This is a genomic window from Variovorax pasteuri (assembly GCF_051216435.1).
Classification (GTDB): domain Bacteria; phylum Pseudomonadota; class Gammaproteobacteria; order Burkholderiales; family Burkholderiaceae_C; genus Variovorax.
In genome coordinates, this window is record NZ_JBPJZS010000009.1 from 157,781 (window position 1) to 180,330 (window position 22,550).

Sequence of the window (22,550 nt, forward strand, 5' to 3'; positions counted from 1 at the left end):
CCAACCTCATCGCGATTTTCGAAAGAGAAAGCACATGACCCAAGCACCCTCCGCCTCCGAGCGGCGCTACCAGAGCGGCTTCGGCAACGAGTACGCCTCGGAGGCCGTGCCCGGCGCCCTGCCCCAGGGCCGCAACAACCCGCAGCGCGGGCCGCTCGACCTGTACACCGAGCTGATCTCGGGCACCGCCTTCACCGCGCCGCGCCACGAGAACCGCCGCACCTGGCTGTACCGCCGCCAGCCCTCGGTGGTGTCGGGCCGCTACCAGCCCTATGCGCAGGCGCACTGGACCACCGGCGCCGACCGCGAGATCGCGCTGCCGCCCGAGCCCCTGCGCTGGCACCCGCAGCCGCTGGACGGCGCGGGCGAGGTCGACTTCATCGACGGCATGCACACCATCGCGGCCAACGGCGATGCCGAGTCGCAGGTCGGCATCGGCTCGCTGATGTACCTGGCCGGTCGCTCGATGGAGCGCCGCGCCTTCGTCAACGCCGACGGCGAGATGCTGGTGGTGCCGCAGCAGGGCCGCCTGGTCATCACCACCGAGCTCGGCGTGCTCGACGTGAAGCCCGGAGAAATCGCGCTGCTGCCGCGCGGCATGGCCTTCAAGGTGGCATTGCCCGACGGTCTTTCGCGCGGCTACGTCTGCGAGAACTACGGCGCGCATTTCCGCCTGCCCGAGCTGGGCCCGATCGGCTCGAACGGCCTGGCCAATGCGCGCGACTTCCAGGCGCCGGTGGCGGCTTTCGAATCGGAAGAAGGCGCCTACGACATCGTCAAGAAATTCGGTGGCCGCTTCTGGCAGGCGCCAATGAAGCAGTCGCCCTTCAACGTGGTCGCCTGGCACGGCAACCTGGCGCCCGTGAAGTACGACACGGCGCATTTCATGGTGATCGGCTCGATCAGCTTCGACCACCCCGACCCGTCGATCTTCACCGTGCTGACCGCGCCCAGCGACACGCCGGGCACCGCCAACTGCGACTTCGTGATCTTCCCGCCGCGCTGGATGGTGATGGAAAACACCTTCCGCCCGCCATGGTTCCACCGCAACCTGATGAGCGAGTTCATGGGCCTGGTGCTGGGCGAGTACGACGCCAAGCCGGGCGGCTTCAAGCCCGGCGGCGCGAGCCTGCACAACTGCATGGTGCCGCACGGGCCGGACGAGGAAGCCTTCGACAAGGCGACGAACGCCGACCTGAAGCCGCACAAGCTGGACAACACGCTGGCCTTCATGTTCGAGAGCCGCTACCGCTTCATTCCCACCAACTTTGCGCTGAAAAGCAGCGCACTCGACACCGACTACGCCGACTGCTGGGCCGGCCTCAAGGATCAATTCAAAGCATGAAGAGAACATTCACCCTGACCCGCCGTGCAGCGGCCGTCGCCCTGCTGGCCGCGCCCTTCCTCGCGCACGCGGCCGACTTTCCGACCAAGCCCATCCGCTTCGTCGTGCCCTACTCGCCCGGCGGCACCACCGACCTGGTGGCGCGCACGGTGGGCCAGAAGGTGTCGGAGAAGCTGGGCCAGCCGGTGCTGATCGACAACCGCGGCGGCGCGGGCGGCAACATCGGCATGGACGCCGTGGCCAAGGCCGCGCCCGACGGCTACACCATCGGCTTCGGCGCCATCTCGACCAATGCGCTGAACCCGCACATCTACAAGTCGATGGCCTTCGATCCGCGCAAGGACTTCACCGCCATCAGCCTGCTGGGCACCTCGACCATCGTGCTCGAAGTGCCCGCGGTCTCGCCGATCAAGTCGGTGCCCGAGCTGATCGCCGCCGCCAAGAAGAACCCCGGCATGCCCTACGCCACCGCGGGCGCCGGCACCTCGATGAACCTGGCCGGCGTGATGTTCGCGCAGATGACCGGCACCGAGCTCGTGCACGTGGCCTACAAGGGCAGCGGCCCGGCCATCACCGACATGCTGGGCAACAACATCGGCGTGATGTTCGACAACCTGCCCGCGTCGCTGCCTCACATCCAGGCCGGCAAGCTGCGCGCGCTGGCCGTGGCGGGCCCCACGCGCTCGCCCTCGCTGCCCGACGTGCCGACGATGGCCGAGGCCGGCCTGAAGGGCTATGCGCTGGACCCGTGGTTCGGCGTGTACGGCCCGGCGAAGCTGCCGGCGCCGATCGTGAAGGCGCTGAACGAAGCCTTTGTCGAAGCGCTGGCCATGCCGGACGTGAAGGCCAAGCTGCAGCAGGCCGGCTTCTCGCCGCGCGGCTCGACGACGCAGGAGCTGACCACGCTGACCGACACCGAATACAAGCGCCTGGGCGATGTGGCTCGCAAAGCCGGCATGACCGCAGACTGATCAGACACACAGAAAGACATCCATGACCGCACTCAACGCCACCCATGACCCGAAGCTGCGCAGCTGGGTCGCCTCGGCCAACGCAGCCGGCACCGACTTCCCGGTGCAGAACCTGCCTTTCGGCCGCTTTCGCACCGCGGGCAGCGCAGAGGCCTTTCGCATCGGCGTGGCCATCGGCGACCAGGTGCTCGACCTGAAGGCCGCCGGCCTGGTCGACACCGACGACATGAACGTGCTGATGAACGCCCCCGTGAAGGACCGCCAGGCCCTGCGCGCCGCGATCTCCGCGGGCCTGGCCGAAGGCAGCGACAAGCAGTCCGCCTGGGCCAAGGCGCTGCTGCCGCAGGCCAAGGCCGAGATGACCGTGCCCTGCCGCATCGGCGACTACACCGACTTCTACACCGGCATCCATCACGCGACGACCATCGGCAAGCTGTTCCGCCCCGACCAGCCGCTGATGCCCAACTACAAGTGGGTGCCCATCGGCTACCACGGCCGTGCCTCGTCCATCGGCATCAGCGGCCAGAGCTTCAAGCGCCCGCAGGGCCAGACCAAGGCCCCGGATGCGGAGACGCCCAGCTTCGGCCCTTGCAAGCGGCTCGACTACGAGCTGGAGCTGGGCTTCCTGGTCGGCCAGGGCAACGCGCAGGGCGAGCCGATTGCCATCGGCGAGGCGGAAGACCATCTGTTCGGCGTGACGCTGCTCAACGACTGGTCGGCGCGTGACATTCAGGCCTGGGAATACCAGCCGCTCGGCCCGTTCCTGTCGAAGAATTTCGCGAGCACGCTGTCGCCGTGGATCGTGACGACCGAGGCGCTGGCGCCATTCCGCGCGAAGTTCGAGCGGCCCGCCGGAGACCCGCAGCCGCTGCCCTACCTCGACTCGCCCGCCAACCGCGAAAGCGGTGCGCTCGACATCACGCTGGAAGTGCTGCTGCAGACCGCGAAGATGCGCGCGGAAGGCGTTGCGCCCGTGCGTCTCACGCGCAGCAACACCACCGAAGCCGCCTACTGGACGGCCGCGCAGCTCATCACGCACCACACGGTGAACGGCTGCAACCTGCAGCCGGGCGACCTGCTGGGCTCGGGCACGCTGTCAGGCCCCGGGCCCGGCGAGGCGGGCTCGCTGATCGAGCTGACGCTGGGCGGCAAGCAGCCGATCACGCTGCCGAACGGCGAGAAGCGCACCTTCCTGGAAGACGGCGACACGCTGGTGATCCGCGGCTACTGCGAGCGCGCGGGTGCGGTGCGTATCGGGTTGGGCGAGGTCAGCGGCACGGTGGTCTGAAGCATCGCGCGGACTTGATTGCCGCGAGCCCCCACCCCGACCCTCCCCCGGAAGGGGAGGGAGAAAGACCCCGGAGCATTCGAAGTCGGTGCGTTGCCTTGCTCCTTCCCCTCCCGGGGGAAGGCTGGGATGGGGGCACGCGGCCTGCGAAAAGCCGTCGGTCTGCGATACGCCGCTTGCCCCCAACCCTCCCCCAGCGGGAGAGGGAGCAAGGCATCAGGGCGCCGTTGCAGGCGTTGCCACAGGCGCTGGCCACGCCACTTCGCTCGCCACGCGCGGCTTGCCCACCGGCGCGGTCGCCTTGCCGATCTTCACGGCGGCCATGTCGGCCTCGCTCGGGTACTGGTTCGCGAGCCAGTAGTCGAACACGCGGCGCGCAATGGGCGCCGCGGCACCCGCGCCCCAGCCGGCGTTTTCCACGATCACCGCAATGGCGATCTTCGGGTCGTTCACCGGCGCGAAGCCCATGAACAGGGCGTGGTCGCGCTGGTGCTCCTCGAGCGCGCGGGCGTTGTACTTGGTGTTCTGCGCCTGCGTCACGGCCTGCGCGGTGCCGGTCTTGCCGGCCGCCTGGTAGAGCGCCCCCGCGAACACGCCGCGCGCCGTGCCGCTGGTGACCACGCTGGTCAGGCCTTCGCGGATCACCGAAATCGCCGCCGGCGTGTAGCCGAGGTTTTCCGCCGGCATCTGCGGCAGCGGCACCACCTGCCCGCTCACGGTGTTGCGCGTGGCCAGCACGAGGTGCGGCTTGTGCTTGATGCCGCCGTCGGCCACGATGGAGGTGGCCTGCGCCAGCTGCAGCATGGTGAAGGCGTTGTAGCCCTGGCCGATGCCCAGCGAAATGGTCTCGCCCGCGTACCACTTCTTCTGCTCGGGACGCTTGTAGGTGTTGCGCTTCCACTCGGTGCTCGGCAGCACGCCGCGCACCTCGCCGCCCAGGTCGATGCCGGTGATCTGGCCGAAGCCCAGGGGCTTCATGGCGTCGTGGATCATGTCCACGCCCATCTCGTTGGCCAGCGAATAGAAATAGATGTTGCTCGACAGCTGGATCGCGCGGCGCATGTCCACGCCGCCCAGGTTGCCTTCGGGGCTGCCGAAGCGGTGGCCGCCGAAGTTGAAGTAGCCGGGGTCGTTCACCACCACGCTGGGGCCGCGCTTGCCGGTCTGCAGCGCGGCCAGCGCCATGAAGGGCTTGTAGGTGGAGCCGGGCGGGTAGGTGCCGCGCAGGGCGCGGTTGAGCAAGGGCTTGTCGAGCGACTCGGTCAGCGCCGCCCAGCTTTCGTTGTCGATGCCCTCGACGAACAGGTTGGGGTCGAAGGTGGGCTTGCTCACGAAGGCCAGCACCTCGCCGGTCTTGGGGTCGATGGCCACCACCGCGCCGCGCCGCTCGCCGAACATGTCTTCCACCAGCTTCTGCAGCTTGATGTCCAGCGACAGCATCACGGTGTTGCCGGGCGTGGCCGGGTGGCTGGCCAGGCGTCGCACGGCGCGCCCGCCGGCCGAGGTTTCCATCTGCTCGACGCCGGTCTGGCCGTGCAGCGTCTTCTCGTAGCTCTGCTCGATGCCCAGCTTGCCGATGTAGTCGGTGCCCTTGTAGTTGGCCTGGTCTTCCTCGGCCCAGTCTTCCATCGCGACCTTCTCGCGCTGGTTGATGCGCCCGATGTAGCCGAGCACGTGCGCGGCCAGCTCGCCCTGCGGATAGTTGCGGAACAGGCGCGCCTTGATCTCCACGCCCGGAAAGCGGTAGCGCTGCGCGGCGAAGCGCGCCACCTCTTCGTCGCTCAGGCGGGTGCGGATCGGAATGGAGTCGAAGCTGCGCGAGTCCTCGCGCAGGCGCTTGAAGCGGCGGCGGTCGCGCGGCGAGACCTCGAGCACCTGCGTGAGGCTGTCGATGGTTTCGTCGACGTCGCCCACCTTCGAGGGCGTGATCTCCAGCGTGTAGGCCGAGTAGTTCGAGGCCAGCACGATGCCGTTGCGGTCGAGGATGAGGCCCCGGTTGGGCACCACCGGCACCACCGCCGTGCGGTTGCTCTCGGCCTGCTCGGCCAGGTCTTCGTGCCGCGTGACCTGCAGGTAGATCAGCCGCGCGCACAGCAGGCCGAACGCGAACAGCACTGCCATGCCGATGACGATCACACGGCGCTTGAAGCGCGCGAGGTCGACGGCAACGTTGCGGATTTCGGTCATGGCGGTGCGAGCTTAGGCGCGTGCAGGAGCGATGGCAAATGCGGGGGCGTGCGGCCGCCGCTGGGCCGCCCCGAGGCGGGCCGCGCCCACCCCTCGGGAGGTGGAGTTGCACGCAGCGAAGCGAAGTGAAGAGCCGGGGGGCGCCATGGCTAAAGCGGGCGGTTCTCGTCCCGGTCGGGGGTGCGGCGCTGGGGGGCGAGCAGCAGGGCCGAGGCCAGCGGCCACAGCGCGGCCTCGATGCCGGGAGAGATCAGCACCGTCCAGCCCGGGAACACGCCGCCGCCGATCAGGCGCGTGACCACCTCGATCAGCTGCGACAGCGCAAACAGCGGCAGCACCTGCAGCGCCTGCGACAGCACCGGGTACCACAGCAGGCGCCGGTGGATGGTGATCGCGAAGAAGCCCAGCGTGGTGTAGGACAGCGCATGCTGGCCCAACATCGACGACTGGTGCACGTCCATGAACAGCCCGAACACGAAGGCCGCGCCGATGCCCACGCGCATGGGCTGGTGCACGCCCCAGAACACGATCACCAGCGCCAGCAGGTCGGGCATCCAGACGGCGCGACCGATCGGGATCATGTTGACCAGCGCCGCCACGATGAGGCTGGTCCACATGAACACCGGGCTGACGGGCAGCAGCAGCTGCTGTTGGCCGGGACGCTTGATCATCGGCGCTCCCCCTGCTTCTTCTCGTTCTTGCCCGCGCCGGGCTTGCCGTCGGGGCGCTTGCGCTGCGTGGGGGCGGGCGCGGCCGCCGGCGGCGCGGACGGCGTGCCGGTGGGCGCCAGCACCAGCACATAGCGCGCGGCCGTCACGTGGGACAGCGGCACGCAGTAGATGCGGGCGAAGGCCGAGTCGGCGCGCCGCTCGATGCGCTCGATCTTCGCCACCGGCAGGCCGGCGGGGTAGATGCCGTCGACGCCGCTGGTGGACAGCAGGTCGCCTTCCTGCAGGTCGGCATTGGCGGCCATGAAGCGCAGCTCCAGCCCGCCGCCGTGCGCCGAGGCGTCGCCGAAGGCCACGCTGCGCACGCCGGTGCGGGTGTTCTGCACGGGAATGGAGAGGTCGCGGTCGATCACCAGCGTGACCTCGCTCGTGAAGGGCAGCACCTGCGTGACCTGGCCCAGCACGCCGCGCGAATCGATCACCGGCGAGCCGGGCGCCACGCCCTGGGTCATGCCCTGGTCGATGACGATCTTGCGGGTGTAGGGGTCGGCCGCGTCGTAGAGCACCTCGGCCGCGCGGCCGGGGGTCTGCGTGGTCTGGCGCAGTTCGAGCAGTTCGCGCAGGCGGACGTTGTCCTGCGCCAGCGTGTCGGCCTGGGCGGCGCGCTCGGCCTGCATCATCAGCGCCTTGCGCGCTTCGTCCTCGTTGCGCTGCGCGGTCTGCAGGTCTTCGAGGTAGCGCCCGCCGCCCATCACGGCCTGCACCGGCTTCAGCGCCACCCATTGCACCGGATAGAGCACCGCGCCGATGGCCGCGCGAACCGGCTGCACGATGTGAAAGCGTGCATCGGCCACCATGAGGAACAGGGCGAGTGCGCCGAAGAAGATCAGCTTGCTGAGCGCCGACTGCCCCTGGTTGAACAGGGGGGGCGCTGTGCGATCGAGCGTGCCCAGAGGCATGGGTTCAGACCTGGCGGTAGTGCTGCTGCATCAAATAACAAAAGGCCGGCCTGCGCAAGCAGAGGCCGGCCGATGAGGGCTGGTGCGCCTTCACTCGCTCGTGAAGATGCTTCCCAGACGGTCCATTCGCTCGAGAGCGATGCCGCAGCCGCGCACCACGCAGGTCAGCGGGTCTTCGGCCACCAGCACCGGCAGGCCGGTTTCCTCGGCCAGCAGGCGGTCGAGGTCACGCAGCAGCGCGCCACCGCCGGTGAGCATCATGCCGCGGTCGGCAATGTCGGCGCCCAGTTCGGGCGGTGTCTGTTCCAGCGCGTTCTTCACGGCCGAGACGATGTTGTTGAGCGGATCGGTCAGGGCTTCCAGCACTTCGTTGCTGCTGATGGTGAAGCTGCGCGGCACGCCTTCGGACAGGTTGCGGCCCTTGACTTCCATTTCCTTGACCTCGGAGCCTGGGAAGGCCGAGCCGATGGTCTTCTTGATGACTTCGGCCGTCGGCTCGCCGATCAGCATGCCGTAGTTGCGGCGGATGTAGTTGATGATGGCTTCGTCGAAGCGGTCGCCGCCCACGCGGACCGAACCCTTGTAGACCATGCCGCCCAGGCTGATGACGCCCACTTCGGTGGTGCCGCCGCCGATGTCCACCACCATCGAGCCGGAGGCTTCGCTGACGGGCAGGCCGGCGCCGATGGCCGCGGCCATGGGTTCCTCGATGAGGTAGACCGACGTGGCGCCGGCGGCTTCGGCCGCGTCCTTGATGGCGCGGCGCTCGACCTGGGTCGAGCCGCAGGGCACGCAGATGATGATGCGCGGGCTCGGCGTGAGCAGCGTGCGCGGATGCACCATCTTGATGAACTGCTTGATCATCTGCTCGGTGATCACGAAGTCGGCAATGACGCCGTCCTTCATCGGGCGGATCGCCTCGATGTTGCCGGGCACCTTGCCCAGCATGGCCTTGGCCTCGCGGCCGACGGCCTGGATCACCTTCTTGCCGTGGGGACCGCCTTCATGGCGGATGGCCACCACGGAAGGCTCGTCCAGCACGATGCCCTTGTTGCGGGCAAATATCAGGGTGTTGGCGGTGCCGAGGTCGATCGCAAGGTCGGTGGAAAAATACCGACGGAAAGCTCCAAACATGTGCGGAATCCTCTGAGCACGGCCTGCGCATCGACAGGTCGTCGCTCTATTTTTTGGGTCGTTTGACGGGGTGAATTGATCGTTTTTGGCGCAAAAGCCGGCGCGTTCGCGGGGGTTGCGGCAAAGGCGGGATAATACCCGAATCCCCTCTGATTCCTGTATTAGCACCGGCCTCGCGGTGCGATTACCTTCGCTTTTTGGCGTTTAGCCCCTATGTCACTTTCCGCTTCCGATATCGCGCGCATTGCCTCACTGGCAAGGCTGCAGCTGGCCTCCGACGAAAGCGAGCGCATGCTCAGCCAGATCAATGGCTTTTTCGACCTGGTCGAGCGCATGCGTTCCGTGGACACCACCGGCGTCGAGCCGCTGGCCCATCCCGTGGCCGCCATTGAAGACATCACGCTGCGCCTGCGCGACGACGTGGTGAGCGAGCCGAACAACCGCGAAGCCAACCAGAAGAGCGCCCCGGCCGTCGAAGCCGGCCTGTTCCTCGTGCCCAAGGTGATCGAATGATGAGCAGCGGTGAATTGCACCAGATGAGTGTGGTCGCGCTGGCCAAAGCGCTGGCCGACCGCAAGGTTTCGGCCGTCGAGGCCTCGCAGGTTTTCCTGGGCCGCATGAAGGCCCACGAGTCGCTCGGCACCTTCGTCGCCGTGAATGAGGAAGTCACGCTGGCCCAGGCCCGCGCGGCCGACGCCCTGATCGCCAAAGGCAATGCCCCGGCGCTGGCCGGCGTGCCGATCGCGCACAAGGACATCTTCGTCACCACCGATTTCGCCACCACCGCCGGCTCGAAGATGCTCGCGGGCTACCGCTCGCCCTTCGACGCCACCGTGGTGCGCCGCCTGGCCGAGGCCGGCGCGGTCACGCTGGGCAAGCTGAGCTGCGACGAGTTCGCGATGGGCTCGGCCAACGAGAACGTCGCCGTGCCCGCCGTGGGCCACGACCAGCCCGTGCCCGTGCGCAACCCCTGGAACCGCGCACACATTCCGGGCGGCTCGTCCGGTGCCAGCGCGGCGGCCGTGGCGGCCCGCCTGGCCCCCGCGGCCACCGGCACCGACACCGGCGGCTCGATCCGCCAGCCCGCCTCGTTCTGCGGCGTGACCGGCATCAAGCCGACCTACGGGCGCGCCTCGCGCTACGGCATGGTGGCCTTCGCCTCCAGCCTCGACCAGGCCGGCCCGATGGCGCGCTCGGCCGAAGACTGCGCGCTGCTGCTGTCGGCCTTCTGCGGCCCCGACCTCGACCGCGACTCCACCTCGCTCGACAAGCCCGCCGAAGACTTCGGCCGCTCGCTGAACGACTCGCTCGAAGGCCTGCGCATCGGCGTGCCCAAGGAGTTCTTCGGCGAAGGCGTGGCACCGGGCGTGCGCGCGGCGATCGACGCGGCGCTGGCAGAGTACGAGAAGCTCGGCGCCAGGCGCGTCGAGGTCTCGCTGCCGCGCACCGAGCTGTCGATTCCCGTGTACTACATCCTGGCCGCGGCCGAGGCCTCGAGCAACCTGAGCCGCTTCGACGGCGTGAAGTTCGGCCACCGCGCCAGGCAGTACAAGGACCTGGCCGAGATGTACGAGCGCACGCGCGCCGAAGGCTTCGGGGACGAGGTCAAGCGCCGCATCATGATCGGCACCTACGTGCTCTCGCACGGCTACTACGACGCGTACTACCTGCAGGCGCAGAAGGTGCGCCGCATGATCGCCGACGACTTCCAGCAGGCCTTCGAACAGTGCGACGTGATCGCCGGCCCCGCCGCGCCGACCACCGCGTGGAAGCTCGGCGAGCACGGCGACGACCCCGTGGCCGACTACCTGGCCGACATCTTCACCCTGCCCGCCTCGCTGGCCGGCCTGCCGGGCATGAGCGTGCCGGCGGGCTTCGACGCCGGCCTGCCCGTGGGCCTGCAGCTCATCGGCAACTACTTCGGCGAAGCCAGGCTGCTCAACGCAGGCCATCGTTTCCAGCAAGCCACCGACTGGCACGCACGCACGCCGGAGGGCTTCTGAAATGAGCGAAACCGTGAACACATTCGAAGCACAGCAACAAGGCCGCCCGACCGGCCCGCTGGTGCGCGGCTATGAAGTCATCATCGGCTTCGAGACGCACGCCCAGCTGTCGACCGCCAGCAAGATCTTCAGCCGCGCCTCCACCGCCTTCGGCGCCGAGCCCAACACGCAGGCCTGCGCGGTCGACCTGGCGCTGCCCGGCACGCTGCCCGTGATGAACAAGGGCGCGGTCGAACGCGCCATCAAGCTCGGCCTGGCGCTGGGCTCGCACATCGCGCCGCGCAGCGTGTTCGCGCGCAAGAACTACTTCTACCCCGACCTGCCCAAGGGCTACCAGATCAGCCAGTTCGAGATCCCGGTGGTGCAAGGCGGCGCGGTGTCGTTCTTTCTCGGCGAAGAAAAGAAGACCGTGCGCCTGGTGCGCGCCCACCTCGAGGAAGACGCGGGCAAGTCGCTGCACGAGGACTTCATCGGCCAGAGCGGCATCGACCTGAACCGCGCCGGCACGCCGCTGCTCGAGATCGTGACCGAGCCCGACATGCGCTCCACCGCCGAGGCCGTGGCCTATGCGCGCGAGCTGCACAAGATCGTGACGTGGATCGGCATCTGCGACGGCAACATGCAAGAGGGGAGCTTTCGCTGCGACGCCAACGTGTCGGTGCGCAAGCCCGGCGACAAGCTCGGCACGCGCCGCGAGATCAAGAACCTGAACAGCTTCAAGTTCATGCAGCAGGCGATCGACTACGAGATCAACTCGCAGATCGACGAGCTCGAAGACGGCCGCGCCATCGAGCAGGCCACCGTGCTGTTCGACCCCGCCACCGGCGAGACGCGCACCATGCGCACCAAGGAAGACGCGGCCGACTACCGCTACTTTCCAGACCCCGACCTGCCGCCGCTGAGCATCGCGCCCGAGTGGATCGAGCGCGTGAGGGCCACCATGCCCGAGCTGCCACGCGCCACCGCCGAGCGCTACGTCCGCGACCACGGCCTGTCGGAGTACGACGCCGCGCAGCTCACGCAGAGCGCGGCGCTGGCCGGCTACTTCGACGATGCCGTGAACGCGGGCGCCACGCCCAAGCTGGCGAGCAACTGGATCACCGGCGAGATGGCGCGCCGCCTGAACGCCGCGGAAATCGGCATCGAGGCCGCGCCCGTGAAGGCGCAACAACTGGCACAGCTGGTCAAGCGCATCGCCGAAGGCACGCTGGCGAACAACGCGGCGCGCCAGGTGTTCGACGCGCTGTGGACCGGTGAAGGCAGCGATGTGGACGCGATCATCGAGGCGAAAGACCTCAAGCCCATGGCCGACACCGGTGCGCTCGACAAGATCCTCGACGAGGTGATCGCGAAGAACGCGAAGAACGTCGAGGAGTACCGCGGCGGCAAGGAGAAGGCGCTCAACGCCCTCGTGGGTCAGGTCATGAAGGCCAGCGGAGGCAAGGCGAACCCTGCGCAGGTCACCGAGCTGCTCAAGGCCAAGCTCGGCTGACACCCTTGCGGGAACACCGCGGAACCGGCTTCGCCGGGCCGCAGGTGTTGCCCCCGGCCGGGGGAAGGAGAAGCGACACGAAGTGCGCGCAGCCTGGGGGCAAGCAACTACCTGCGGAACCGGCTTCGCCGGGCCGCAGGTGTTGCCCCCGGCCGGGGGCGAGCAACTACCTTCCGCCGTTCTGCGGCGACCAGAGCGCCTTCAGGCGCACGCGCTCTTCGTCGAAGCGCGCATTCACCCGCTTCTTCTCGTCTTCCTGCTCCGCGATGAAGCGGTTCTGCACCGCCACGCTCTGCGTGTTGTCCTCGATCTTGCGGCGCACCGAGCCGGGCGCCTTGCTCGGGTCCAGCTTGTAGAACTCCATCTCCTCGTCGATCTTCTTGCGGTCTTCGGCCAGCTCGGCAATGCGCTTGCGCGCCGCCTGGGTCACCGCATCGACCTGCGCCAGCGCCTCGGTGCGCTCGCGGTCGTGCGTGGCGGCGTTCGGATAGCGCACCAGCAACGCACGCTCGCGGCGGCGCTCGTCGGTGATGCGCGCCGCCTGGATGGCGGCTTCGCGGGCGCGGTCTTCGCGCTCCTGCAGCTCGCGCGCCGTGTAGGTCGGCTCGACCTTGCGGCGCACCGAGCCGCTCGGGTTCAGCTCGCGCTGCTCGCGGTCGCTGCACTCGGCAATCGGCCGGTCGGCCGTGAGCGTGCGACCGCGGGCGTCGGTGCAGGTGAAGATGCCGGGCCCGGCGCCTTCAAGCTTCTGCGGCTGCGCATGCAACGCGCCGCAGAAAGATGAAGCCAGGACGAAGAAAAATGCCGCCGCGCGCAGGCGAGTCGGCTGGCCGTGATCGCGGGCGTGCATGCGGGCCTTGCCTCAGCTGGCGCCGTAGCGCGTGCGGTAGGCCAGCACGCGCTCGTGGTGCGCGCCCAGGTCGGCGGCGGCAGTGCCCGAGAGGTAGCTCAGCAGGTCGTCCAGCGTGGCGATGGCGATCACCGACAGGCCGAGCTGGTTGCGCACGTACTGCACGGCGCTGTGGTTCACGTCGACACCGTTCTCGGTGGCTTTTTCCTGCCGGTCGAGCGCGATGGCCACGGCATGCGGCGTGGCGCCCGCGGCCTGGATCGCGGCAATCGACTCACGCACCGCCGTGCCGGCCGACATGACGTCGTCCACGATCAGCACGCGGCCCTTGAGCGGCGCGCCCACCAGGTTGCCGCCCTCGCCGTGCGCCTTGGCTTCCTTGCGGTTGTAGGCAAAGGGGTAGTTGCGGCCGCGCCGCGCGAGCTCCGCGGCCACCGTGGCGCCCAGCGGAATGCCCTTGTAGGCGGGGCCGAAGATCATGTCGAATTCGAGCCCGCTTTCGATCAGCCGGTCTGCATAGAATCCGGCCAGACGGGCGATCTTGCCGCCGTCGTCGAAGAGCCCCGAATTGAAGAAATAAGGACTCATTCGGCCGGCTTTGGTCTTGAATTCGCCGAAGCGCAGCACGCCGGCATCCAACGCGAACTGGACGAAGTCCTGTGCGACCGCGCTGCTTTTCTCACCATCTACAGCCATCGGAAATTCCTTGTGTTCAAACTGACCAGTCTCAATCTCAATGGCCTGCGTTCGGCCGCTACCAAAGGCGTGGCCGACTGGGTGGCCGAACTTGCGCCGGATTGTATTTGCATGCAGGAGATCCGGGTCCAGGCCAGCGACATCGAAGGCCGCTTCGAGGAGATGGCCGGCCTGAAGGGCCACTTTCACTTTGCCGAGAAGAAAGGCTACGCCGGCACCGCCATCTACACCAAGCACGCACCGAGCCAGGTGGTGGTGGGCTGGGGCGACGCCGAGTTCGACGCCGAGGGCCGCTACCTCGAACTGCGCTTCGACACGCCCAGCCGCAAGTTCTCTGTCATCAGCTGCTACTTTCCGAGCGGCAGCTCGGGCGAGGAACGGCAGGAGGCCAAGTTCCGCTTTCTGAAGGGCTTCTTTCCGTATCTGATCGCGCTGAAGAAGGAGCGCGACTTCGTGCTCTGCGGCGACATCAACATCGCGCACAAGGAAATCGACCTGAAGAACTGGCGCGGCAACCGCAAGAACAGCGGCTTCCTGCCCGAGGAGCGCGCCTGGATGACGAAGCTGCTCGACGCCGGGACCGGCGGCGCGGGCCTGGTGGACGTGTACCGCATGCTCAAGCCCGACACCACCGACGAGGCCTACACCTGGTGGAGCAACCGCGGCCAGGCCTATGCCAACAACGTGGGGTGGCGGCTGGACTACCACCTGGCCACGCCGGCCATCGGCGCGCTGGCCCGCACCGAGCAGATCTACAAGACCGTCAAGTTCAGCGACCACGCACCGATCACGGTGGAGTACGACTTCACGCTGTAGCGGCGCGGCCTAGCCGCAGCAGCCGTCCCTCATCTGCCCACGCCGGTAGAACGGCCCCAAGTCGTCGGCCAGCGCCTTGACGGTCTCGCGCCACGACAGGGCGCCGGCAGGGTCGCCCGCCAATGCGCCGCGCATGCGCGCCAGCAGTTCGGCGCGCAACGCGGGCTCGTCGATGCCCAGAACGCGACCCGCATCGACCACCACCCTCCCGCCGACCAGCACCCGGGCAATGTGGCTGCCGTTGGCGCGCGCCAGCAGCAAGTCGAGCGGATCGGTCTCTGCGAAGAGCGCGTCGTCGTCGAGCGCGTCCCAGTCCAGCAGCACCAGGTCGGCCGGCGCACCGGGCTCGATGCGGCCTCCGCATGCAGTACCACCCCGCACGCTGCGCGGGCCATTGCCCGAAGCGAAGGCCCAGAGCTGCGCGCGGGTCATCGTGGTGTCGTAGCCCCAGCCGCGGTGCAGCGAATACGCCAGCCGCATTTCGCGCAGCGCGTCGTCGTCTTCGTCGAAGGCCATGCCGTCCAGGCCCATGGCCACGCGGCACCCGTGCTTCAGCATCTCGGGCACCGGCGCTATGCCCGACTTCAGCCCCAGGTTGGAGCTGGTGTTGACCGCGATGGTCGCGCCGCGCTCGGCGATCAGCGCCAGCTCTTCCGGCCGGGCCCACGCGCAGTGCGCGAGCGTGAGGCGTGGGCCCAGCAGGCCGATGTCGTCGAGAAAACGCACGATGCCGCCGGGGTGGTTGGCATCGGCCCAGTCGCGCTGGTAGCGCGTTTCGAGCAGGTGCATGTGGACCGGGCGGCCCGTGTCTGCCGAAGCCTGCGCGATCGCCTCGAGCAGGGGCGTGCTGCACCACTGCACGGCAGTCGGCCCGTACTGCACGGTCATGTGCTCGCCGTGGCCGCCCTCTTCCACCATGCGAGCGACCTCGTCGACCAGCGCGAGCTGCTGCGCGGGCGTCACCGGCTTGACCGCGAGCCGCCCCGCCACCGCGTCGCGGATGCCCGGACGCAGCGCGGCCAGCACGCTCGCGTCGTCGCAGTAGGCAATGCCGTGGCGGTCGCGCATGGCAATGGCGAAACCTGTGCGCACGCCGACGTCGCGTGCCGCACGCGCCACAGCCGCGGCTTCATCGACGTAGGCCATGCCGCCCTGCACGCGCGTGTAGTGGACCATCAGGTTCGCCACGCCGTGGCGCGCCGAACGCGCGAACGAGGTCGCAGCGCAGAGGTACGGGTCCATGCCCGGCACCACGCCAAGAAACGGCAGCCAGCTTTCCAGCGGCTGGCCGAAGGCGCCCAACGTGGCGCTGCGAAAGGTGCGCGCGTGGTCGTGCGCGTTGGCCAGCGCCGGCAGCGCGAGCAGGCGCGGCGCGCCGGCACTGGCGTTGCCCGCCAGCGGCACGATCGACTGGATCCGGCCAGCCGACAGGGCGATGCGCACATCGGCTTGCGCAGGCTGCACACCGGGCTCGGCCAGCAGCCATGCGCAGTCGAGCGGGCCTTCATGCATGCGAGCGGACATGGCGTTTCTTTCGTCGTCGGGTGGTGTCTACGGCGCGGCGATTTTGCGCTCCGCCAGCGGCGGCAGGAAGCGCCGCTCGAAGACCTCGCCGGCCGCGGGCGCATTCGCCAGTTCGAACCCGTCCTTGACCTGCCCGATCGCGCGCGTCATGCGTGCATCGTTCACGTCGCCCACGCCTCCGGTCGCGACCTCCGGCGTCAGCATCACGGTGCGAAGGGTGTACAGCAGGCGCCGTTTCTCCAGCGCTGCGTTGAGCAGCGGCTCGCGCTTCATCAGCGCGGCGATGGCCGCGTCGGGGTCGGCCACCGTGTCGCGCAATGCCCTGTTGATGGCACGCACCAGACCGGCCACGGCCTGCGGCTTGTCCTTGAGCAACTGGCGCGACACCACCACGCCGTTGCCGTACAGGTCGACGCCGTGGTCGCCGTAGTGGAACCAGCGGATGTCCTTGTCCGGGTCCACGCCCTGCGCCACCAGGTTCATGTAGCTCGTGACCGAGAACACGGCCGAGCCTTCGACATGGTCCTTGAGCATCATCTGCTCCTGCAGGTTGGGCGCCATGTTCGTCCACTTGACCTTGCTTGCGTCCACGCCGTTTTTTTCCGCCATCAACGGGAACATGCGCTGCGCGGCACCGCCGGCCGGCGAGCCCAGCGTGCGGCCTTCCAGGTCCTTCAGGGTCCTTATCGGACTGCTGGATTTCACGATGAGTGCGAAGGGTGCGCGGTTGTAGACCATGTAGACCATCACGGGCGCGGCGCCGGGTTTGGCGGCCGCATTCTGGATGACCGCGTTGACGTCGCCGAAGCCCGCGTCGTAGGCCCCGGCCATCACCTTGGTCACGGCCGCGGCGGAGCCGTCGCCCTGGTCGATCGTCACCGCGAGCTTCTCGGTCGCGAAGTAGCCCCTGTCTTCGGCCAGGTAGTACCAGGCATGAATGCCCTGCAACTTCCAGTCGAGTACGAACCTGATGGGCGTGATCGACTGGGCGCGTGCGCCGCGCACCGGCAGCGCCGCGCCGAATGCGGCGGACAGCGCCACGACCGCCGTGCGGCGCGAGACGGAATGTGAAAGAGAACGCGAAAAGGAATGGGCCACGCAATGCTCCTTGGAATAAGTCACAGGGCTTCGAACAGAACGTCCTGCGCGCCTTCCCACAGCACCCGGGTGCCGAGCGTGCGCAGTTGCTTCCGCCCTTCGACGATGGTGAGAAAGTGGTTTCCCGCGAGCGAGCCCATCTTGCTGGCGAAGCTGCAGGCGCCGTAGGCCAGGATGATCTCGGTCTCGCTGTAGCCGCCGGGGTAGAACAGGATGTCGCCCACCGACGGATGGCTGGTGTGGTTCTCGAAGCCCACGCCCAGCTGGAAGTCGCCCATCGGCACCCAGCAGCCTTCGCCGCTCCAGCGCACATGAATCAGCTTCTGCCGGTAGGGCAGCAACTTGCGGAACGCCGCCACGGTGAGCGGCGCGTCGGGGTGCGCCTGCGCCAGGAAGCGCAGTCCGCCGGCGGTGATGCGAATGCGGTCGTTCATGTCGTTCATCCCATGGCCATGTCTGTCTTGCGCTGGGCCCAGCCCGTCATGCGCCGCTCGACCAGCGAGGACACGGCATACAGCGCCACCCCCATCGCCGCGAGCAGGAAAAGCCCGGCGAACACCATCGGCACGTCGAAATTGCCGCTGGCGATCATCATCACCGTGCCGATGCCCTTGTTGGCAGCCACCGTCTCGCTCAGCACCGTGCCCACGAAGGCCAGAGTGATCGCGATCTTCAGCGACGCGAACAGGTAGGGCAGCGCGCGCGGCAGGCCCACGTTCCAGAGAATGTCGCGCTTGCGCGCGCCCAGCACGCGCAGCACGTCTTCCAGCTCGGGCTCGGTGCTCGCGAGGCCGGTGGCCACGTTCACCACCACCGGGAAGATGCTGATCACCATCGAGGTCAGGATGGCCGGCACCGTGCCCGCGCCGAACCACACCACGAACAACGGCACCACCGCCACCTTGGGGATGCTGGAGAAACCCACCAGCAGCGGATAGGTCACGTCGTAGGCCAGCTTCGACGAGCCGATCACCACGCCGATGACGATGCCCGCCCCCACCCCCAGCGCAAAGCCGGCCAGCGTGGTGTAGAGCGTCTGCACGGTGTGCGGCCACAGCAGTGGCATCTTCTGCAGCAGCACCGTCGCGATCTGGCTCGGGCGCGGCAGGATCAGGTCGGACACGCCGAAGGCCAGGCACCCCACCTCCCAGAGCACGAAGAAGCCGACCAGCGCGCCTGCGGACAGCAGGCGCTGGCGGGTGAGCGGCGCGATCATGCGGGCACCTCTTCTTTCGCCGGCTCGCGTCGCTCTCGCGGCGCGCCTGCGCAATGCGCATGCGCAGCTGCTGCACCAGCGCCGCGAACTCGGGCGCGTAGCTGCTCTCCAGCGTGCGCGGCCGCGCAAAGCCGACCTCGCGCGTCTCCAGGATACGGCCCGGCCGCGCGCTCATCACGCAGATGCGGTTGGCCAGGTAGGCCGACTCGCGCAGGTCGTGCGTCACCAGCAGCACGGTCGGGCGCCGGGCGATCCACAGCGTCTGCATGATGTCCCACAGCTCCTCGCGCGTGAACTGGTCGAGCGCGCCGAAGGGCTCGTCGAGCAGCAGCAGCTCGGGCTCGTGCACCAGCGCGCGGCACAGCGAGGCGCGCTGCAGCATGCCCCCCGACAGCTGCCACGGCCGCTTGTCGCCGAAGCCCTTCAGCCCCACCTGCGCCAGCAGCGCATCGGCACGCTCGGCGTACTCGCCGCGCTTCTTGCTGCGGTAGTGCTGCCGGAAGGGGTCCACGATCTTCAGCGGAATCATCACGTTCTCGCGGATCGTGAGCCACGGCAGCATGGTCGGGTTCTGGAAGGCCAGGCCGACGCGCAGACGCGGCGCGGGCGACGCATGCGCGCCCGCCACCACGGTGCCGGCCGCGCCCACCTCGCGCCCGCCGGCGATCACCGCGCCCGCGCTCGGCCGCAGCAGGCCCGCCACCAGCTTCAGGATGGTCGACTTGCCGCAGCCGCTGGGCCCCACGAGCGCGACGAAGTCGCCCTTGTCGATGTCCAGCGTCGTATGGTCCAGCGCGATGGTGCCGCCGCCATAGCGCAGCATCACGTCGGACAGATGGATGAATGCGTTGCCCATGAAGTCCTTCAGTAAAGGCTGGAAGAAGTGGCGCCGGTGTCGTCCATCCGCAGGATCGCGGCCACCGGCCCCCCGCCCGCGGGCCCCTGGTGCTCTGCGCCGCCCGACACGTACAGCGCCGCGTGGCCGGCCACCGAAGCCAGCACGCCGCCCACCACGGCGCGCGCATGGCGCGTCGAGTGGATGTCGGAGTCGTTCAGCATGGTGTGGCGCGCGTCGCGCACCCGGCCGTCGGGGCTGGCCTCGGCCTTGGCCAGCAGGTTCACCAGCCGTGCGGACAGCGCCTGCGCATCGCGCTCCGCATCGAGTCCGAACGCATCGCGCAGCAGCGCGCGCACGCTGGCGGCGTCGATCGCATCGCGCATCACCGCATGGGCGATGCGGAATGCCGACGCGCTGCCTTGCGCCTCGCCCAGCACGATCACCACGTTGCCTTCCAGCTCGATGCCGGCCGAGGCCGAGGCGCGCGCCGAGAACAGCCGCCAATCGCTCATCACGCTGGCATCGCCGACCGCGCCGCGCGCCACTTCACCGAGTGCCACCGCCACGCCGAGTGCCGAGGCGCCGCGCGAATAGCCCATCGACTCGTAGCTGTCGTGGGTCACGGGCGCGGCTCCGCGTGCCAGTGCGGCCGAGACCTTGGCCGCGGTGAGCAGCGGGCACTTGACCTGCACGAAGTGCACGTCGTCGGCGCTCCGGATGCCGGCGTCGCGCATGGCCGCGGCAACGGCTTCGGCCGTGGCGTCGACCTGCGCGGTGCGGCCCATCTCCTCCGGCAGGAACGCGCGCGTGTGTGCGACGCCGACCACCAGGCGCTTGCCCAGGCCGGCCGGAGCCTCGGCCACCCAGCGCCGCGCGAACACCGTGAAGTGCGGCGACAGCACGCCCTCGGTTCCGCCCGACATCACCAGCGCCACGCGCGCGTGCACCGCCTCGGGCGTGCAACCGAGCGCTGGCGCCAGCAGGTGGCACCACGCCGTGGCGGCGTACTCGCGTGTGAAGTCGTTGACGCAGCCGTTGCCTTCGGTCTTGCCCATCACGGCCACGATGTCGGCCGCGACGAGTTCGCCCGCGTCGATCAGCGCCTTCACGCCATCCAGGTCGCCCGGCCCGCTGCATGGAATGCGCCAGACCTGCACCTGCTGGACCCTTGCCGCGCTCATTCGGCGCTCCAGTCCACTTCGCCCACCGGCACGGCGTTGGCCGGCACGCCGGCCGGTGTCCGCAGGATGGCGCTGCTGTAGTGCTCGGTGTTGCGCGGCTTGGGCACGGGCATTTTCTGCACGCCCTTCACCGAACGCCCCCAACCGACCGCATCGGTCACCAGCTTGCCTTCGCGCATCACGAAGCGGCCGCGCAGCAGCGTATGCAGCGGGTAGCCCTGCACCGCGCGGCCGTTCCACGGCGAGATCTTGCTGATGCTCTGCAGCTTGTTCTGCGACAAAGTGCCCGCGCGCTGCATGTCGACGATGGCAATGTCGGCATGGGCACCCGGCGCGATCACGCCCTTGGTGCCGTACAGGCCCCAGGCCTTGGCCGGGTTCACCGCGCTCCAGCGCACGTAGTCCATCAAGGTGGCGCGCGCGCGGTTCACCTCGGTGAGCATCAGCGGCATCTGCGTCTCGACGCCGGGGAAGCCGCAGTCGCAGTCCCAGATGCTCTCGCGCGTCTTCTCTTCCGGTGCGTGCGGCGCGTGGTCGGTGGCGATCATGTCGAGCGTGCCGTCCATGAGCGCGTCCCACAGCGGCTGGTTGTGGCGCGCCTCGCGGATCGGCGGGTTGAGCCGCATCACGCCGCCGAGCTTGAGCATGTGGCCGGTGTTGAGCAGCAGGTACTGCGGGCAGGTCTCGGCCGTCACATCGACGCCACGGCGCTTGGCCTCGCGCAGCAGGAAGAGCGAATCGGCCGCGCTGTGGTGCGCGATGTGCACGCGCGCACCGGTCCATTCGGCCAGCGTGAGCACGCGGCCGATGGCCTCGATCTCGGCCACGGCCGGGCGCGCGGCCAGGTGGGCCATGGCGTCGATGCGGCCGGCCGCCTGCATCCTCTTCTGGCGGCGCTGCAGGATCGACGAGTTCTCCGCATGCACCACCGTGCGGATGCCCAGCGGCGCGAGCTTCTCGAAGCCCTCCAGCAGCGCACCGTCGGTGGGCGCGGGCAGGTTGCCGAAGGTGTTGCCGACGAAGGCCTTGAAGCTGGTGACACCGGCGTCGAGCAGCTCCTCGAGCCGGTCGACCGTGTCGTCGCCCAGCAGGCCGTGGATGCCGAAGTCGCAGTACGACGACTCGGCCGCCTTCTGCTTGATGCGCAGCGCCTCGACGGTGCCCGTCGACGGGTTGGTGTTGGGCATCTCGAACACGGTGGTCACGCCGCCCATGGCGGCGGCGGCCGAGCCGGTCTTCCAGGTTTCCTTGTTCGGGTAGCCCGGGTCGCGGAAATGCACGTGGCTGTCGATGGCGCCCGGCAGCAGGAACAGGCCGTCCGCGCGCATTTCCTCGCGCGCCGGCGGCATGGTGTCGTCGTGGCCGACGGCCACGATGCACTCGCCGGCAATGGCCACGCTGGCCTCGATGATCTGCTCGGCGGACACCACGCGGGCGCCGCGAATGACGAGGTCGACTTCTTTCATGTCGGCCTCCTCAGAGCATCGCCCAGCCGCCGTCGACGGGCAGGTCGACGCCGGTGATCTGGCGGGACACCTCGCTTGCCATGAAGAGGCAGGCGTTGGCGATGTCGGAATCGGTGGACACGCGGCGCAGCGCATAGTCGGCGGCATGGCGCGTCATGGCTTCTTCCAGCGTGATGCCCAGCTTGCCGGCCATGTCGGCGCACACCTTCTCGCGAAAGCGCGGCCCGTCGACCATGCCCGGTGCCACGCAGTTCACGTTGATGCCGTAGGGGCCGGCTTCCAGCGCAAAGCTCTTGGTGATGCCGCGCAGGCCCCACTTCGATGCCGAGTAGGCCATGCGGCCGGCGCGCCCGCGCATGCCGAAGGTGCCGCCCACGTTCACCACCTTGCCGCTGCGGCGTTCGATCATCGAGGGCAGCACGGCGCGCAGGGTGTTGAAGCAGCCAGTCATGTTGAGCTGCACGATCTCGTCGAACTCCTCGCTCGTGGTTTCCCAGCCGGTCTTGCCGATGGGGCCCGAGCCGCCGGCCACGTTGACCAGCACGTCGATGCGCCCGAAGGCTTCCAGCGCGCGGGCCGCCAGGGCCTCGGTCTGCGCGCCCACGGTCAGGTCGCAGGGCACGACGATCGCCTCCACGCCGAGCGCGCGGGCCTCCGCGGCCACGGGCTCGATGGCGCCGGTGTCGCGCCCGGCCAGCACCAGCTTGGCGCCTTCGCGCGCGAAGGCCAGCGTCACGGCGCGCCCCATGCCCTTGGCTGGGCCGGTGATGAGCGCCACCTTGTCTTTGAGTTGCAGGTCCATGTCTTGTTCTCGCTTT

General features: G+C 68.7%; 20 protein-coding genes and 1 pseudogene. 7 read left to right on the forward strand and 14 right to left on the reverse strand.

The window, feature by feature from the left end; genetic code table 11:
• The first annotated feature begins 34 nt into the window (after positions 1-34).
• The 3 genes from hmgA to fahA are packed head-to-tail and all read left to right on the forward strand — an operon-like array spanning position 35 to position 3,604.
• A complete protein-coding gene (gene hmgA, locus ACSFBM_RS27380; protein WP_435487220.1) occupies positions 35-1,345 on the forward strand; it encodes a homogentisate 1,2-dioxygenase in 1,311 nt (436 codons plus the stop codon).
• A complete protein-coding gene (locus ACSFBM_RS27385; RefSeq protein ID WP_435487221.1) occupies positions 1,342-2,316 on the forward strand; it encodes a Bug family tripartite tricarboxylate transporter substrate binding protein in 975 nt (324 codons plus the stop codon). Before hmgA ends, ACSFBM_RS27385 begins: the two co-directional genes overlap by 4 nt.
• Before the next feature lie 22 nt (positions 2,317-2,338).
• The gene (gene fahA / locus ACSFBM_RS27390; protein WP_435487222.1) at positions 2,339-3,604 is read left to right on the forward strand and encodes a fumarylacetoacetase; all 1,266 of its coding nucleotides are present in this window, start codon (positions 2,339-2,341) and stop codon (positions 3,602-3,604) included.
• A gap of 216 nt (positions 3,605-3,820) precedes the next feature.
• On the opposite strand, the gene mrdA is transcribed toward fahA, so the two are convergent.
• The 4 genes from mrdA to ACSFBM_RS27410 all read right to left on the reverse strand — a co-directional run bounded on the left by mrdA (position 3,821) and on the right by ACSFBM_RS27410 (position 8,552).
• On the reverse strand, positions 3,821-5,791 hold the full coding sequence (gene mrdA, locus ACSFBM_RS27395; protein ID WP_435487223.1) for a penicillin-binding protein 2: 1,971 nt from the start codon (positions 5,789-5,791) through the stop codon (positions 3,821-3,823).
• Positions 5,792-5,940: 149 nt separating this feature from the next.
• Positions 5,941-6,462 (reverse strand): rod shape-determining protein MreD, encoded by a 522-nt coding sequence (mreD, locus tag ACSFBM_RS27400; RefSeq protein ID WP_435487224.1) that lies wholly within the window; start codon positions 6,460-6,462, stop codon positions 5,941-5,943.
• Positions 6,459-7,418, reverse strand: a complete 960-nt coding sequence (gene mreC, locus ACSFBM_RS27405) for a rod shape-determining protein MreC (RefSeq protein ID WP_435438819.1) — start codon at positions 7,416-7,418, stop codon at positions 6,459-6,461. Before mreC ends, mreD begins: the two co-directional genes overlap by 4 nt.
• A gap of 90 nt (positions 7,419-7,508) precedes the next feature.
• Positions 7,509-8,552, reverse strand: coding sequence for a rod shape-determining protein (locus tag ACSFBM_RS27410; RefSeq protein WP_013538761.1), 1,044 nt, complete (start codon positions 8,550-8,552; stop codon positions 7,509-7,511).
• Positions 8,553-8,765: 213 nt separating this feature from the next.
• Between ACSFBM_RS27410 and gatC the strand changes: the two genes are divergently transcribed.
• From gatC to gatB, 3 genes are read left to right on the forward strand one after another with little or no spacing between them, the layout of a single operon-like run.
• Positions 8,766-9,065, forward strand: coding sequence for an Asp-tRNA(Asn)/Glu-tRNA(Gln) amidotransferase subunit GatC (gatC, locus tag ACSFBM_RS27415; RefSeq protein WP_337296593.1), 300 nt, complete (start codon positions 8,766-8,768; stop codon positions 9,063-9,065).
• Positions 9,065-10,555 (forward strand): Asp-tRNA(Asn)/Glu-tRNA(Gln) amidotransferase subunit GatA, encoded by a 1,491-nt coding sequence (gene gatA / locus ACSFBM_RS27420; RefSeq protein ID WP_435487225.1) that lies wholly within the window; start codon positions 9,065-9,067, stop codon positions 10,553-10,555. The genes gatC and gatA overlap by 1 nt, the downstream gene beginning before the upstream one ends.
• Position 10,556: 1 nt before the next feature.
• The gene (gene gatB, locus ACSFBM_RS27425) at positions 10,557-12,047 is read left to right on the forward strand and encodes an Asp-tRNA(Asn)/Glu-tRNA(Gln) amidotransferase subunit GatB (protein WP_435438817.1); all 1,491 of its coding nucleotides are present in this window, start codon (positions 10,557-10,559) and stop codon (positions 12,045-12,047) included.
• A gap of 166 nt (positions 12,048-12,213) precedes the next feature.
• Here the strand turns inward: gatB and ACSFBM_RS27430 are convergent, their stop codons facing one another.
• Positions 12,214-12,897 (reverse strand): DUF4124 domain-containing protein, encoded by a 684-nt coding sequence (locus ACSFBM_RS27430; protein ID WP_435487226.1) that lies wholly within the window; start codon positions 12,895-12,897, stop codon positions 12,214-12,216.
• A 12-nt stretch (positions 12,898-12,909) separates the two neighbouring features.
• Positions 12,910-13,593, reverse strand: coding sequence for an orotate phosphoribosyltransferase (gene pyrE, locus ACSFBM_RS27435; protein ID WP_435438815.1), 684 nt, complete (start codon positions 13,591-13,593; stop codon positions 12,910-12,912).
• A 12-nt stretch (positions 13,594-13,605) separates the two neighbouring features.
• Between pyrE and ACSFBM_RS27440 the strand changes: the two genes are divergently transcribed.
• Positions 13,606-14,409, forward strand: a complete 804-nt coding sequence (locus tag ACSFBM_RS27440; RefSeq protein ID WP_435487227.1) for an exodeoxyribonuclease III — start codon at positions 13,606-13,608, stop codon at positions 14,407-14,409.
• Between the two features lie 9 nt (positions 14,410-14,418).
• Here the strand turns inward: ACSFBM_RS27440 and ACSFBM_RS27445 are convergent, their stop codons facing one another.
• From ACSFBM_RS27445 to ACSFBM_RS27480, 8 genes and pseudogenes are all read right to left on the reverse strand, one after another.
• Positions 14,419-15,933: an amidohydrolase family protein gene (locus ACSFBM_RS27445; protein WP_435487228.1), complete on the reverse strand. Its 1,515-nt coding sequence runs from the start codon at positions 15,931-15,933 to the stop codon at positions 14,419-14,421.
• A gap of 27 nt (positions 15,934-15,960) precedes the next feature.
• Positions 15,961-17,031, reverse strand: a complete 1,071-nt coding sequence (locus ACSFBM_RS27450; RefSeq protein ID WP_435487229.1) for an ABC transporter substrate-binding protein — start codon at positions 17,029-17,031, stop codon at positions 15,961-15,963.
• A gap of 20 nt (positions 17,032-17,051) precedes the next feature.
• Positions 17,052-17,465, reverse strand: a complete 414-nt coding sequence (locus ACSFBM_RS27455) for a DUF3830 family protein (protein WP_435487314.1) — start codon at positions 17,463-17,465, stop codon at positions 17,052-17,054.
• A gap of 5 nt (positions 17,466-17,470) precedes the next feature.
• Positions 17,471-18,247, reverse strand: coding sequence for an ABC transporter permease (locus ACSFBM_RS27460; protein WP_435487230.1), 777 nt, complete (start codon positions 18,245-18,247; stop codon positions 17,471-17,473).
• A gap of 370 nt (positions 18,248-18,617) precedes the next feature.
• A pseudogene (locus ACSFBM_RS27465) lies at positions 18,618-19,103 on the reverse strand (ATP-binding cassette domain-containing protein); the annotation flags it as partial.
• Positions 19,104-19,111: 8 nt separating this feature from the next.
• Positions 19,112-20,266, reverse strand: a complete 1,155-nt coding sequence (atzD, locus tag ACSFBM_RS27470; protein ID WP_435487231.1) for a cyanuric acid amidohydrolase — start codon at positions 20,264-20,266, stop codon at positions 19,112-19,114.
• A complete protein-coding gene (locus tag ACSFBM_RS27475) occupies positions 20,263-21,732 on the reverse strand; it encodes a dihydroorotase (RefSeq protein ID WP_435487232.1) in 1,470 nt (489 codons plus the stop codon). The genes atzD and ACSFBM_RS27475 overlap by 4 nt, the downstream gene beginning before the upstream one ends.
• A gap of 10 nt (positions 21,733-21,742) precedes the next feature.
• Positions 21,743-22,534, reverse strand: coding sequence for an SDR family NAD(P)-dependent oxidoreductase (locus ACSFBM_RS27480; RefSeq protein WP_435487233.1), 792 nt, complete (start codon positions 22,532-22,534; stop codon positions 21,743-21,745).
• Between the last annotated feature and the right edge of the window lie 16 nt (positions 22,535-22,550).

Bases quoted from the DNA above. Each gene is read 5' to 3' on its own strand.
- ACSFBM_RS27430 (WP_435487226.1), bottom strand. From the start codon at position 12,897: ATGCACGCCCGCGATCACGGCCAGCCGACTCGCCTGCGCGCGGCGGCA.
- mrdA (WP_435487223.1), bottom strand. From the start codon at position 5,791: ATGACCGAAATCCGCAACGTTGCCGTCGACCTCGCGCGCTTCAAGCGC.
- gatB (WP_435438817.1), top strand. From the start codon at position 10,557: ATGAGCGAAACCGTGAACACATTCGAAGCACAGCAACAAGGCCGCCCG.
- hmgA (WP_435487220.1), top strand. From the start codon at position 35: ATGACCCAAGCACCCTCCGCCTCCGAGCGGCGCTACCAGAGCGGCTTC.
- gatA (WP_435487225.1), top strand. From the start codon at position 9,065: ATGAGCAGCGGTGAATTGCACCAGATGAGTGTGGTCGCGCTGGCCAAA.
- ACSFBM_RS27475 (WP_435487232.1), bottom strand. From the start codon at position 21,732: ATGAAAGAAGTCGACCTCGTCATTCGCGGCGCCCGCGTGGTGTCCGCC.
- gatC (WP_337296593.1), top strand. From the start codon at position 8,766: ATGTCACTTTCCGCTTCCGATATCGCGCGCATTGCCTCACTGGCAAGG.
- mreD (WP_435487224.1), bottom strand. From the start codon at position 6,462: ATGATCAAGCGTCCCGGCCAACAGCAGCTGCTGCTGCCCGTCAGCCCG.
- fahA (WP_435487222.1), top strand. From the start codon at position 2,339: ATGACCGCACTCAACGCCACCCATGACCCGAAGCTGCGCAGCTGGGTC.
- mreC (WP_435438819.1), bottom strand. From the start codon at position 7,418: ATGCCTCTGGGCACGCTCGATCGCACAGCGCCCCCCCTGTTCAACCAG.
- atzD (WP_435487231.1), bottom strand. From the start codon at position 20,266: ATGAGCGCGGCAAGGGTCCAGCAGGTGCAGGTCTGGCGCATTCCATGC.
- ACSFBM_RS27385 (WP_435487221.1), top strand. From the start codon at position 1,342: ATGAAGAGAACATTCACCCTGACCCGCCGTGCAGCGGCCGTCGCCCTG.
- ACSFBM_RS27455 (WP_435487314.1), bottom strand. From the start codon at position 17,465: ATGAACGACCGCATTCGCATCACCGCCGGCGGACTGCGCTTCCTGGCG.
- ACSFBM_RS27410 (WP_013538761.1), bottom strand. From the start codon at position 8,552: ATGTTTGGAGCTTTCCGTCGGTATTTTTCCACCGACCTTGCGATCGAC.
- ACSFBM_RS27445 (WP_435487228.1), bottom strand. From the start codon at position 15,933: ATGTCCGCTCGCATGCATGAAGGCCCGCTCGACTGCGCATGGCTGCTG.
- ACSFBM_RS27480 (WP_435487233.1), bottom strand. From the start codon at position 22,534: ATGGACCTGCAACTCAAAGACAAGGTGGCGCTCATCACCGGCCCAGCC.
- ACSFBM_RS27460 (WP_435487230.1), bottom strand. From the start codon at position 18,247: ATGATCGCGCCGCTCACCCGCCAGCGCCTGCTGTCCGCAGGCGCGCTG.
- pyrE (WP_435438815.1), bottom strand. From the start codon at position 13,593: ATGGCTGTAGATGGTGAGAAAAGCAGCGCGGTCGCACAGGACTTCGTC.